This window comes from Muribaculum intestinale, assembly GCF_002201515.1.
Lineage (GTDB): Bacteria > Bacteroidota > Bacteroidia > Bacteroidales > Muribaculaceae > Muribaculum > Muribaculum intestinale.
In genome coordinates this window covers 569,942-582,666 of sequence record NZ_CP021421.1, presented here as the reverse complement: position 1 = coordinate 582,666, position 12,725 = coordinate 569,942, and the positions used below count along the sequence as shown (strand labels likewise).

The 12,725-nt window shown below is 49.0% G+C and carries 14 protein-coding genes; 7 read left to right on the top strand and 7 right to left on the bottom strand.

The window, feature by feature from the left end; translation table 11 throughout:
* The first annotated feature begins 93 nt into the window (after positions 1 to 93).
* Positions 94 to 1,122, top strand: coding sequence for a sensor histidine kinase (locus tag ADH68_RS02565; RefSeq protein WP_068959934.1), 1,029 nt, complete (start codon positions 94 to 96; stop codon positions 1,120 to 1,122).
* A 4-nt stretch (positions 1,123 to 1,126) separates the two neighbouring features.
* Entirely contained in the window at positions 1,127 to 1,822 is a 696-nt protein-coding gene (locus ADH68_RS02560) for a LytR/AlgR family response regulator transcription factor (protein ID WP_068959935.1), read from the top strand.
* A gap of 87 nt (positions 1,823 to 1,909) precedes the next feature.
* Here ADH68_RS02560 and purT read toward each other — a convergent pair whose 3' ends face one another.
* Positions 1,910 to 3,100 (bottom strand): formate-dependent phosphoribosylglycinamide formyltransferase, encoded by a 1,191-nt coding sequence (purT, locus tag ADH68_RS02555; RefSeq protein ID WP_068959936.1) that lies wholly within the window; start codon positions 3,098 to 3,100, stop codon positions 1,910 to 1,912.
* A gap of 38 nt (positions 3,101 to 3,138) precedes the next feature.
* Positions 3,139 to 4,176 (bottom strand): porin, encoded by a 1,038-nt coding sequence (locus ADH68_RS02550; RefSeq protein WP_068959937.1) that lies wholly within the window; start codon positions 4,174 to 4,176, stop codon positions 3,139 to 3,141.
* Between the two features lie 141 nt (positions 4,177 to 4,317).
* Here ADH68_RS02550 and ADH68_RS02545 point away from each other — a divergent pair, with 141 nt between their 5' ends.
* Entirely contained in the window at positions 4,318 to 5,448 is a 1,131-nt protein-coding gene (locus tag ADH68_RS02545) for a vitamin K epoxide reductase family protein (RefSeq protein ID WP_068959938.1), read from the top strand.
* 33 nt (positions 5,449 to 5,481) lie between these two features.
* Here ADH68_RS02545 and ADH68_RS02540 read toward each other — a convergent pair whose 3' ends face one another.
* Both ADH68_RS02540 and ADH68_RS02535 read right to left on the bottom strand, forming a co-directional pair.
* A complete protein-coding gene (locus ADH68_RS02540; protein WP_068959939.1) occupies positions 5,482 to 6,252 on the bottom strand; it encodes an ABC transporter ATP-binding protein in 771 nt (256 codons plus the stop codon).
* Positions 6,249 to 6,998 carry an MlaE family ABC transporter permease gene (locus ADH68_RS02535; RefSeq protein WP_068959940.1) on the bottom strand — a complete coding sequence of 250 codons (750 nt, stop codon included), beginning with the start codon at positions 6,996 to 6,998 and terminating at the stop codon, positions 6,249 to 6,251. The genes ADH68_RS02540 and ADH68_RS02535 overlap by 4 nt, the downstream gene beginning before the upstream one ends.
* A gap of 145 nt (positions 6,999 to 7,143) precedes the next feature.
* On the opposite strand from ADH68_RS02535, the gene udk reads away from it, so the two are divergent.
* On the top strand, positions 7,144 to 7,761 hold the full coding sequence (gene udk, locus ADH68_RS02530; protein ID WP_068959941.1) for a uridine kinase: 618 nt from the start codon (positions 7,144 to 7,146) through the stop codon (positions 7,759 to 7,761).
* A 182-nt stretch (positions 7,762 to 7,943) separates the two neighbouring features.
* Positions 7,944 to 8,681, top strand: a complete 738-nt coding sequence (gene lptB / locus ADH68_RS02525; RefSeq protein ID WP_068961969.1) for an LPS export ABC transporter ATP-binding protein — start codon at positions 7,944 to 7,946, stop codon at positions 8,679 to 8,681.
* 1,113 nt (positions 8,682 to 9,794) lie between these two features.
* Here lptB and ADH68_RS02520 read toward each other — a convergent pair.
* The 3 genes from ADH68_RS02520 to ADH68_RS13870 form a co-directional block, all read right to left on the bottom strand.
* On the bottom strand, positions 9,795 to 10,343 hold the full coding sequence (locus ADH68_RS02520) for an RloB family protein (RefSeq protein ID WP_068959942.1): 549 nt from the start codon (positions 10,341 to 10,343) through the stop codon (positions 9,795 to 9,797).
* Positions 10,344 to 10,345: 2 nt separating this feature from the next.
* A complete protein-coding gene (locus ADH68_RS02515) occupies positions 10,346 to 11,500 on the bottom strand; it encodes an AAA family ATPase (RefSeq protein ID WP_068959943.1) in 1,155 nt (384 codons plus the stop codon).
* A 309-nt stretch (positions 11,501 to 11,809) separates the two neighbouring features.
* Positions 11,810 to 11,965 carry a hypothetical protein gene (locus ADH68_RS13870; RefSeq protein ID WP_157517390.1) on the bottom strand — a complete coding sequence of 52 codons (156 nt, stop codon included), beginning with the start codon at positions 11,963 to 11,965 and terminating at the stop codon, positions 11,810 to 11,812.
* A 292-nt stretch (positions 11,966 to 12,257) separates the two neighbouring features.
* Here ADH68_RS13870 and ADH68_RS02510 point away from each other — a divergent pair, with 292 nt between their 5' ends.
* Together ADH68_RS02510 and ADH68_RS02505 are read left to right on the top strand one after the other, a co-directional pair.
* The gene (locus tag ADH68_RS02510; RefSeq protein WP_068959944.1) at positions 12,258 to 12,473 is read left to right on the top strand and encodes a hypothetical protein; all 216 of its coding nucleotides are present in this window, start codon (positions 12,258 to 12,260) and stop codon (positions 12,471 to 12,473) included.
* 12 nt (positions 12,474 to 12,485) lie between these two features.
* A complete protein-coding gene (locus tag ADH68_RS02505; RefSeq protein WP_068959945.1) occupies positions 12,486 to 12,713 on the top strand; it encodes a hypothetical protein in 228 nt (75 codons plus the stop codon).
* The last annotated feature ends 12 nt before the right edge of the window (positions 12,714 to 12,725 follow it).

Genomic DNA, 12,725 nt, shown 5'->3' with positions numbered 1-12,725 from the left:
GTTTAACTTTCATTTAAATTTATTATTAAAACAAGTTCTTAAACATTTCCTGCCATTTTTGGTGCGGTAGACAATATCCGCTAATTTTGCGGAATGAAAATACCGGAAAATAAGACCGCTCTGATATTCGACCTGTTTTTCTGTCTGATATTCATGCCTCTGCTGATATTTCTCGGCCCTGTGCATTATTGGGTAAAAGACAGTCCGGTGTTCTTTTGTCTGGCATGTGTGTTTCTGTATGCATGCTATTTTGTTATAAAGCGCATGGATGTGCCCGCTCTGCTTATAGGGCGGCGCTACAAGCGCATTGCGGTTGTGTCGATGGTCATAATCGGTGTGAATCTGGCTCTTACCTATTATCCCCTCCCTGATGTAGACTTTATTACTCCGGCTATGAGCGAGTATCAGACCAATATGCGCAATTACAGTATCACTATAGGCATGTGGCTGATGCTGTCGCTTGTGGTGGCATATTCGCTTACCGTATCGTTTGTGCTCGAACTGTATGAGCATATACTGCTTAAGGAGAAGATAGAGAATCAGCGCGACAAGGCACAGCTTGCAATGTTCAAGGCTCAGATAAGCCCGCATTTTCTGTTTAATACTCTCAACTCGCTGTACAGTCTGGTAATCGGCACTTCGGAGAAGGCCGAGGATGCATTTATAAAGTTTACAGAGATTCTGAAATACACATACGTTACTATTGACAATGAGTATGTGGCCCTGCGCGACGAACTTACTTATATCCAGAACTATATAGACCTGCAGATGCTCAGACTCAACGAGCATACCAAGGTGCGTTGCGATTATCGTATCGATGACGATGGCATTGAGATTCCACCGATGATACTCCTTACGTTTGTCGAGAATGCTTTTAAGTATGGCTCGTCGACAAGTGCGGACTGTAATATATACATATCCCTTGTCGTGCGCAATGGAGAACTTGAGCTGGTGACACGCAATTGTGTGATGCGGCATGCCGATATGTTTCGCAAGGAGATGCCGGCCGGCATGCAGAACTGTAGAGCGCGTCTGGCCGCTCTTTATCCCGGGAGTCATTCGCTTGTAACGGAAGAACGCGATGGTAATTTCATGGTAAATCTTAACATAAAACTCGGATGATGATATGGAACGTACTGTAAAATGTGTGGCAATCGATGATGAGGTTCTTGCCCTTGATGTCATCGAGAAATTCTGCGAACGGCTCGGAGGGGTGTCGTTGCTTACCTTCACCAATCCTGCCGAGGGGATGCGTGTCATAAACGCCGAGCGCCCCGACATAGTATTCCTTGACATAGAGATGGAAAATATCAACGGCCTGTCGATTGCCTCCAGCCTTCCGAAGGGTACATGTTTCATATTTACCACAGCCTATCTGCAGTATGCGCTCGATGGTTTCAATCTCGATGCTGTCGACTATCTGCACAAACCGTTTGCCTATTCGCGTTTTAAGGCTGCGATGGAAAAGGCATTCAGACGCATAGAGTATGCCGACACAGCCAGAAAGGGACAAAGCCTTGTCGTAAAGCAGGAGTATAATAATGTAAGTATCGCTCTCGACGATATTCTGTATATCGAGGCGATGGAGGGGTATTCGAAAATCTTCAGGGCAAAGGGCACGTGTGTGGTTTCTCGGGGTATTTTGAAGAATATATATGGGATGCTGCCTCAGAAGGATTTTTTGCGTATACACCGTTCCTTTATCATCCCTGTCGGCAAGGTCGAAAGTTTCAACCGTCAGGAGGTCAGGCTCTCCGGCGGCAAGGTTCTCCCTGTCGGGCGGCAGTATGTCGATGCTGTGATGGCTGCTTTGAAGCCATAGCCGCCGTTACATGATATAATAGATGCGCCGTGCCATGAGTTGAGTGGCACGGCGTATTTTCTTGTCATCTTGCGTCCGGACCGGTGGTTATCGGGGCAGTACGTTGACACGTAGAGCCTCATAGGCACGCTCGGCCTTGGCACGTGCGGCGTCGACACTTTCGTCAGTGGCGAGAATCACGCCCATACGGCGGTGGCCTTTTACTTCGGGCTTGCCGAATATGCGTATCTGTACTCCGGGTTCGGCGAGTACCTGCTCGAGGTTGTCAAATTCTACTTTGTCGGTATCACCCTCGACAACCACAGCACGTGATGCCGACGGGCCGTAGAATCGGATTGAAGGCACGGGAAGTCCGAGCAGCGCGCGTGCGTGGAGACCGAATTCACTGAGGTCCTGTGAAATCATAGTCACCATTCCCGTGTCGTGGGGACGGGGCGAAACCTCGGAAAATATTACTTGATCGCCCTTTATGAATAGCTCTACGCCGAATATTCCGTATCCGCCAAGAGCATCGGTTACTTTTTTGGCAATTTCCTGGGCAGACTCGAGCGCTGCTGTGCTCATAGGCTGCGGCTGCCATGAGTAGCGGTAGTCGCCGTCAATCTGGATATGGCCTACCGGCTCACAATATACAGTGCCTGAACAGCTGCGCACGGTTAGCAGGGTTATTTCATAATCGAAGTCTACGAAGCCTTCTACAATAACACGTCCGGCTCCTGCGCGTCCGCCTTCCTGACTTGTGTGCCATGCGCGGTCGATGTCGGCTGCGCTCTTTACGGTGCTCTGCCCGTGGCCCGACGAGCTCATGATGGGTTTTACCACACATGGTATGCCGATTTCCTCAATTGCTTTTTCAAATTCCTCGCGGGTTGAGGCGAAGCGATAGGGTGAGGTGGTGATGCCGAGTTCTTCGGCAGCGAGCCGACGTATGCCTTCACGGTTCATGGTAAGCCATGCGGCGCGGGCGGTAGGGGTCACGTTGTATCCTTCTTTCTCAAGTTCAAGCAGGGTAGGGGTGGCGATGGCCTCGACTTCCGGTATGATATGGTCGGGGCGTTCGAGTTCGATGATTCGGCGCAGCTCGGCACCGTCAAGCATATTGAACACATGGCTGCGGTGGGCCACCTGCATGGCCGGAGCGTTGGCGTAGCGGTCGCAGGCGACTACCTCGACGCCATAACGCATGAGTTCGATAGCGACTTCCTTGCCTAACTCTCCACTGCCCAGCAGTAGCGCCTTGCGCCCTACCGGGGTCATTACTGATCCTATTTTCGACATGTCTATATGGTATAGTGTTGATACTTGGTTGTTGCTGTTTAGAAGCGTACTACGAGTTCAAGCACCAGCTTGTTTTTGTCCTCTATATCCACTTCTGTATCTGAGGGGTAGAAATAGTTTTCGTAGTTGATGCGCACATCGGCTCTGACTTTCGGGTGTATGTAGCTAAGAGTCGCACCGACTGTGGCACGCTGGTGGCGCGGCTGGGTGATATACAGCTCGCCGGCGCTGTCGCGTGTTCCCTGGCTGTTGTCGGTCACTCCGTCGTAGCGGGCCTGGAACGACATGCGGTTGAATGTGTTGGTGCGTATGGGCATACTGTAGTCGGCCATTACGTTCCAGGCGTGGGTGGGTTTGAAACTGTTGTTGGTATAATGCTTGTAGAGGTATTCACCCTCTATCATCCAGTGCCCGGCTCCCCAGTGTACTGCTCCGTCAATCTGGTTGATGCGGATGGAGTCGGGCATCACGGATTCAAAACCACCTTCGACAAACATGTTGCCGAATGTATAGCGGGCCTTGCATGAGGCATCCATTGTGCGCTCCCATACTTTGTGGCGGGTGATGGAGTGGGTATTGAATACGCCGGCCTCAGCTGTCAGACCGGTGCCGGGTAGGACTACGGCTATTTTTCCGCCTACGCCGCGCTGCTGGCCTACTAGTTTGCCCACTGTCGAGTGGTTGGCGAAATAATACTGATGAGGGGAACGGCTTGCGTCGACACTGAATGGTATACGCATTTGTCCCATTGATATCCTGATGTCATTGGTAATGGCCACTCGTCCCCATGCGTCAAGGAATGTGTATGAACCGCGGTCGTTGAAGTCGGTCTGCATGAAGTAATCGATAAACGGGGCTACATTGCCGCTTACGGCGATGCGGGCCGTGCGTACCTGAAACCGCGACATGACATCTTCGGTAGCCATTTCGTAGCGTGTGCGTACAGTGCCGTGTACTTTAGGTATATAGTCAAATGATTTTTCTTGAGTATCAGCCTGGTCGGCGGCTTGCGTGTGTATTGTCGTAACGGATATTGTCGACAACAACAACAGCACTCGTGCAACTACTTTATCCATTATAATGCTAACAGGGTTATTATCTTCCGCAAAGTTACTTCAATTCTTGTGTATGGCAAAATGGCATCGCCAAAAATGGGTGCTACAAACCAAGATTGCATGTATTTGTTATTATTCTGAATCAGAAACAAAAATAATCATATGGCATCATCCGGCTCTGTTTTTACTGAATATCTGAGGGTACTCGGCGTACCGCACACCAACGCATACAGTACGAGACGTTATCGCGCATATCCGCGACATATGGCTCTGACAGCAATGTACGATCTTCTGCGCGAGTACAAGGCGGCTCCGGAGATTGCCGATGTGAAGCCGTCGGCTGAGGCTCTGGCGGGGGTGAAAGTGCCGTTTGTGGCTCAGACTGCCGATGGATGCCGTATTGTGACCGAGGTGTCTCCTAAGTTTGTATCGGTTATCGGACCGCATGATGCCAAAGCTGTCATCATGCCTGTCGGAAAGTTTGTGGATGAATGGAGCGGCAAGGCCATTTCGGCCTCTCCGACGTCAGACAGCGGGGAGACGAATTTCAAGTCTCACCGGTTCAAGGAATTGTCAAGGGGTATAGAGAAGTGGCTGCTTGTAGTGTGTGTTGTATTTCTTGTGGCGGTGTTTGCAGTGTCAGGCCATACGTTCGGCGATTGGTCGACCTGTGCAGTATTTGTGTTGAACGCTGTCGGGATATATGTGTGCTATCTGCTCATACTGAAGGATGCGCATGTCGACAGCCGTGCCGCCGACAGTGTGTGCGGTGTAATCCAGAGTCATGGCTGCTCGACAGTGTTGAGCCACGATGCCTCGGTGTTTCTCGGGCTTTTTCCTTGGTGCCAGATAGGGATTACGTACTTTTCGGTTAGTTTTGTGGCCATGCTTGTTTATCCGCCTTGTCTGCCCTATCTTGCTGTGGCGAGCGCATGCTGTCTGCCTTATACGGTGTGGAGTGTGTGTTACCAGAAATTCAGGATTCACGCCTGGTGTACGCTTTGCCTGTGTGTGCAGACTATCTTCTGGCTTGAGTTTTTGGTATATCTTGCCGGGGGACATTTTCATGGTGTGTTTCCGCTCCGTTTTGATCTTGTCGTGCTGCTGGCATGTTATCTTGCGGTGCTGCTCGCCGTCAACCGTATCATACCGCGCATATTCGGCGCAGAAATGTCGGATGCCGACACTCTGGCCGCCTCTTCGCAGACATCAGTCAAGGATATGGATGACAAATCGGGGCTGCGGAGGCCTTCGGCTGATGATACCGCGGGAATACATGTGACGCTCTCGTGAGCAGATAGAGCGAGGCTATCTGTTGGCCATATTCTATTTGTGAGCGTGCTCGAGCACGTAGGAACGAACTTTCTGAAACAGGTCGTTGGCGAATACGAAGTCGGTGAGGGCTTCGTTGGTGGTGGTGTATATGAGTTCTTTGTTGCCTACCCACTCGCGGTGTCCTTTGTTGATAAACACGATATTCTCACCGATGCCAAGCACGGAGTTCATGTCGTGGGTGTTGATGACAGTGGTTATGCCGTACTCGTGGGTGATGTCATAGAGCAACTCGTCGATAAGTATCGAGGTCTTTGGGTCGAGCCCGGAGTTTGGTTCGTCGCAGAACAGATATTTCGGATTGAGTGCGATGGCGCGTGCTATGGCCACACGCTTCTGCATGCCTCCGGAAATTTCGCTCGGATATTTGTCGTCGGCTCCTTTCAGCCCTACACGCTCAAGGCAGAAGCGTGCGCGCTCGCGTCGCTCGGCCAGGCTCATTCCGGTATACATCATAATCGGGAACTCGACATTGCCGAGCACCGTTTCCGAGTCGAACAGCGCCGAGCCCTGAAACAGCATGCCTATCTCGGTGCGCAGGTGGCGCAACTGTTCGCGTCCCATGGTCATAAGGTCGCGTCTGTCGTAAAGTATCTCGCCATGCTCGGGGCGCACGAGGCCTACGAGTGACTTCATGAGCACGGTTTTGCCCGAGCCGCTCTGGCCGATGATAAGGTTGACCTTGCCTGTCTCGAAGGTCGCGCTTACGCCTTTGAGCACTTTTACTCCGTCGAAAGATTTTTCGATGTCCTTTACCTCTATCATTGCATCAGGAGTTTTGTAAGTATGACGTCAAACAGGAGTATGAGTATGGAGCTTGATACGACCGCATTGGTCGATGCTTTGCCCACCTCGAGGGCTCCGCCTTTCACATAGTATCCGCAGAATGAGGCTACCGATGTAATTATTATCGAGAATACGATGGCCTTGATGATGGTGTACCATACGTACCATTCGATAAACATCGTCTGGATGCCGTAGATATATCTTGATACTGGGATGAGGTCGGTGAAGGCCGCTATAATCCATCCGCCGAATAGTCCGGTGGCGATAGAGAATATGACCAGCACGGGTATGAACACCATGAAAGCCAGAATCTTTGGCAGAACAAGGAAGTTGGCCGAGTTGATGCCCATTATTTCCAGGGCGTCGATCTGCTCGGTGACACGCATGGTTCCTATCTCAGAGGCTATGTTGGAGCCGACTTTTCCCGACAGGATAAGACAGAGCACCGCCGAGCTGAACTCAAGGAGCAGAATGTCGCGGGTAGCCAGTCCGGTAGAGTATGCCGGCATTATGGGGCTGGTCATGTTGAGCTGCATCTGTATGCAGATTACCGCACCGATAAATATACTTATTATTATGGTCAGGGGGATTGAGTCAAGCCCCAGCTTGCCAATCTCCTGTAGGAACTTTCGGCCGAAAACGCGCCACTTCTGGGGCACGCCGAACACACGGCTCATGAATATGCAGTATTGCCCGAAACGGGTCAGTGACGATTCTATTATCATAAGGTATGTCAATATGTGGGTCAAAGTTAAGCAATTTCTTTGGCTCGTAGCATTTTTTTTGTTTACTTTGTGTCGTATAAACTGGCCGATTGTACTGCGCGGTGTATTTGACCGTAGTATCAGTCGGCTCTAAATATAACAGATAATGTTGGTAATAGGCATAGCCGGTGGTACCGGATCGGGAAAAACCACCGTGGTCAATAAGATAATCAACTCTCTGCCCGCGGGTGAGGTAGCGGTGTTGCCGCAGGATTCATATTATCGCGATTCAAGCCATATCGCGCCTGAGTTGCGCTGCAATATCAACTTCGACGAGCCGGCAGCGATAGAGTGGGAACTGCTTGAGCATCATCTGCGTGAGCTGAAGGCGGGGAAGTCAATAGATATGCCTACATACAGCTATCTGACATGCACACGGCAGCCTGAGACAATCACTGTAGAGCCACGCGATGTAGTGATAATCGAGGGAATTCTCATACTTACACAGCCCGAACTGTGCAAGCTGATGGATGTCAAGGTGTTTGTTGATGCCGATGCTGACGACCGCCTGATACGTGTGATTTCACGCGACTGCATTGAGCGCGGTCGAACCCCTCAGATGGTAATCGACAGATACGAGGCGATACTGAAGCCTATGCACCAGATGTATATCGAGCCGTCGAAGCGTAATGCCGACCTGCTTGTGCCACAGGGTGCCGACAATCGTGTGGCCGTGCAATTGCTCACCGACTATATAGAGAGCCGACTTCATCTTAACAGATAATCGCCGTAGAGTATATATAAGGTATGACAGCGAAATACAATGAAAATTCCGCTACCGGGGCTGACTCGGTGATTATAGATACAGAGACGGCTGAAAATACCGGTATTGATGTGGCTGCCGGTGCGTTGCCCGATTCAGTGGAAGTATCCGACCCGGACCAGGGACCTCTTTACGAGGGGAAGATGGTGCTCCGCACGGAGAATCTTGTGAAGAAATACCGTCAGCGTACGGTGGTCAACCATGTGTCGATTAACGTCACGCAGGGTGAGATTGTCGGTCTGCTCGGCCCGAATGGTGCCGGGAAGACGACCACGTTCTACATGACTGTAGGACTTATCACTCCCAATGAGGGACAGATATTTCTCAATGATTTGAATATCACTAAATATCCGGTATACAAGCGTGCGCAGAACGGTATCGGCTATCTTGCCCAGGAGCCGTCGGTGTTTCGTAAACTCTCTGTAGAGAACAATATACGCTCGGTGCTTGAGATGACCAATACCTCGCGTGAATATCAGCGCGATAAGCTGGAGAGCCTTATTTCGGAGTTCCGGTTGCAGAAGGTGCGCAAGAATCTCGGCGACCAATTGTCGGGTGGCGAGCGTCGACGCACGGAGATAGCGCGCTGTCTGGCCATCAATCCAAAGTTTATAATGCTTGACGAGCCGTTTGCCGGAGTCGACCCTATCGCGGTAGAGGATATCCAGGAGGTAGTATACAAGCTCAAGGAGAAGAATATCGGAATCCTTATTACTGACCATAATGCCCAGGAGACTTTGCGTATCACCGACCGTGCATATTTGCTGTTTGAGGGAAAAATCCTGTTTCAAGGTACCTCCGAAGAGCTTGCCGGCAATCCTGTGGTACGTGAGAAGTATCTCGGGCGCAATTTCGTATTCAACCGCAAGCGCTTCGACTGATATACCGCAAGGCCTGGCTTAATAGGTCCATGAACTATGACTTCGAGGTCAGAAAACTTGGGAACGATACCGCATGTGGTAACGTTTCCAAGTTCATTATGAAGCAATTCGTTTTTTTACATTCATACGAAATTTACTATGATGTTGCTCATAAGCAGACAAATGGTAGTTAATGGCTTAGCTACCACTAATTCACTAGCAATCTGTGGATTGTGCAACTTTTGAGTTTTAATTCAACCAACGAGTTTTCAAGAGTTAAAGTATGTTTAGAAAACTCCGAAATTGCCACCCTAACCGGGTCAGAGGTTCATTCCCACTCTGAAAACCCCACTTTGTGAATGTGTATATGATGGTAATATCGTGTGTTCCAGTCAGCTCACAGTCGAGAATTATCAACTGTGAGTGAAATCGATCACAATTGTGCCCACTCACACATCACTCACAGCCGACCAAAATCAGAACCCTCGCGAGGGTACAATCGGGTCAATGTAAAAAAGCGGTTGTTAATTTCTGAGATTTAGGGATAGATGGGCGTATCGCTAACTGAATTAGGGAAGTCTAATCATCATAAGCACTTGTTATTTATATAGTAGATTCCCTAATGACAACAGCGCTAAACTCCAATCTAAGCGCCTAAAAATATTTTTACTCTCGGGTAATTTTTTTACAATTCAACCGGGTTTTGCTACTGACCCCCAATGTTCTGTGTAGAAACGCCGATTGGGGATAACGAAAAACCTCCGAAATCGTCTGGATTTCAGAGGTTTTCTGCATTTTGATGCTTTGTCTTGTGACCCCGGAGATTTCGGGGATATTTCATTTATTAGCACTGGCTATCAAAGAGTTGCGAGCAAGAGTAAGAGCCGACTCACTATTGGCTCACTCCGCTACTTCAATGTTCTTCACCGTTATGATGATACGGTAATGCAAAGTTAATACTTTATTCCCAATCATCAAAGAGCCAAAGCGTTAAAAATCCTTCGGACTCACGAATACAGGAATTTCCCGGCTCACGGTTCAAAATGCCAAATCCAAGTATTCCATAAGAGTATGGCTTTTGCCGACTCACGGTTGATTTGCCGTGCTGTTTTCAGCCGAAAAAGCTTCTTGCAACTATCTTTTGACTGCGGTTATCTCATCGGTCAGCAGGTGAATTGTTGATGACGGATTAGTGTATGTCTCTTTGGTTTTTGCTCGTTTGGCGGCTTCTTCAATCGCGTCTATCAAGACCTTTTTCATTGCCGTGGAGAATACGCCTTTCTGGTAATCCGCGTCTATTCCTTTCAGCATTGCAAGACATTCAGCAGATGACAGCTCCTTGTTGGTGTCCTTATAATGTAACAGAAACCAATACTCGATACTGGGATTGGAGAGCAGTAACACGGCATCTTTTATCTTTCGCAAACGCTCCAGCATACCCGGCACATCAAGGTCAAACATCAAAAATGTCTTATCATCCGATGTTGTAAACCTGTCACGCTTACATCTGTCAATATAAGGCTGTGAAATATTGGAGTCGCTGACCCTCGCTATAATTTCCACCGGCACACGGAAACTGCGACGCAGCAGGTCAATGTATGCCGCCTCCGTCTTACCCTCGCAAAACACGAAGAATGTCGGGTTCATCTTCTTGCCCCTCGGTTGCTTTGCTTTTCGTGCCATAGTCAGATGTTCTCAAATTCGTTGATATACGGCACGGCATCGAAACGCCCCTGAAGGTATGCTTTCTCCAAATCCATTTTCTCCCGGAAATCCTTGTAGTCAAACAATGAATACAAATCAGATGAACCGTCGTCGCGCTTGTTGACAAAGAAAATCTGATCCTTGCGGAAGCGCGTCATGTCAAGCAGGTGTGTATTGTGGGTTGTGAATACCAGCTGTGCGGATTTGCTTGAATGGAACAGGCTGATAAGATACTCCACCAAGCGGGTGTGCAGACTTGTTTCAACTTCGTCAAGGAACATCACCTTGTTGTTGCGTACCACATCCATGACCGTCAGCATGATTTTGAACAGGATTTTCGTACCCTCCGATTCTTCGGTGTTGAAGTCAAAGGGCAACGCCGGATTACGGCGGTGGAATGTAGTCAGTTCACCGTCTTTATAGGTAAACTCAACGATATCACTGTCGGCGGCTTTAAGCACCCGGAGAACTGCGTCTTTGTTGTCACCAAGAAAACGGTCGATGGCAACCGAAGTCTTGCCGCGATAACTGAACACCAGTTGTTCATTGAACCACCTATATATCTCCTTCGCCTTTTCCCTGTCCATCTGGCTTGCGCGTGATATAAACAGAGTCTTGCGCGAGGTGTTGGACGCTACATCCATCGGGCGACGGATAACATTGGTAAACTCATATTTTTCTTTCTTGCCGCCAGATATACGCTCGTCACGCGAAAAAATCAGCGCACGTCTGCCCTTCGGGTAATAATACAGGCTTTCGGTTATTATTTCATCACGGGTGCAACTGAATGAATACTCATGTTCAACCCCGTCAATAATGAAACGTATATAGAACTCACTGGGAGCGTTTTTTTCTCCGAACTTGAACGGCTTGAAGCCGAAACTATCTCCCTCATTGTAGTTGTGGGAGTCAAGTATCATATCGACCGCCGCTTTTACAGCCTTTATTATGTTACTCTTGCCGGAAGCGTTTGCTCCATAGATGGCAACCGTTTTCAGCAGTCTTTCATTACCGACCGCAAATGTATTATCGGCAAGGGCACGCGCCTCCTTTGTCTGGAGGTTGGCAGCCTGTAAATCCAGAGTTATCTTCTCGTTTATCGAGAAAAAGTTGGTGAGAGTTATTTCCAATATCATTTCAAGTGTCGTATTTGGAATTATTTTGCAAATATAACACTTTAATTTGGATTTTAGGTTGTTTGGCACGAGATTTTTAGGATTGCACTGCGGAAACGGATAGAGGCGTGACGGCTCACGGTGTCTGCGTCGGTCGTGCCGTCAGATGGTGACGGTGATCCGGTAGGTCACTGACACCATCCGACCGCACCGCGACTATGGGAGAAGGCTACACACCGATTTGCCTCAACGCCTTGTGAGGATGCGCCGGTGACGTCGCTTCCCTCACAAGACTCCAATCGGCAAATCAGTGTGCCATACGCCTTCTCCTTATAATGAATATGAGCCGTCACGCCACAATCCGTTTGTCAGACCCACGGGAGCAAGAAAGCGTATGCCGCCGATAATTACGCCATGCTCCATGTACGGCGGCATACGCATACTTGCTCTTTCCGGGGCCATTGCTTTTATCTCAACGGTTTCCATTTTTCTTATGTCTGTCGTCCAGTGTCACCCTGCGGGGCTTTGCCGCCTCTATTTTTCATGCAGAGTATAATCTCCATTCAAAGTTTATTCGCTCGTAGTTGATTAACACGCTGGGACGGGGTATTCTCTGACATTCGCGCAAAAAAATCTCCAGACCTCGATCCCCTGCGGTCGCTCACCTCGTATTTTTTTGAGCGAGTGCCGAACACCCCTTTTCTCCCGTCGTGCCACAGGGTCAACGAGCGAACAAACTTCAAACAGCGATTATACGCATTAAAAAAAATATCGCCTTATGACACTGAACGACAGACATATTAAAAATACGAGCTTCACACCTTCTCCAGCTCATACCGCATTAAAAAAGGCGGCTAAGGTGGTGGGGATAGCAGTCGGGGCGGTTGTCGGGATTATTCTTTGGGCGATACTCAGACCGATATTCCGAGGTGTGGGGTGGATAATCTCAATCCTCACCGCAATAGGGATTATCTACTTGGTAATGACACTCTAAATATTTACGACTATGGCAACGAAAAGAAATTCAAAGACTTGGGAACAGCAAGCCAAATATTACGAAGTTGACAACATCGCCGAGTATATGGTGGAAACCTATATCAACGGCAACATATCAACATTCCGCAAGCTGTACTATGAACTCAAACCTGCGGGTCGCAAGCTGTTCATAAGCTGGCTTTTCCATACGGAACTGAACCGCAAGGAGATTGAAAAAATGATACTCGCAACACTCTAAACACATACGACT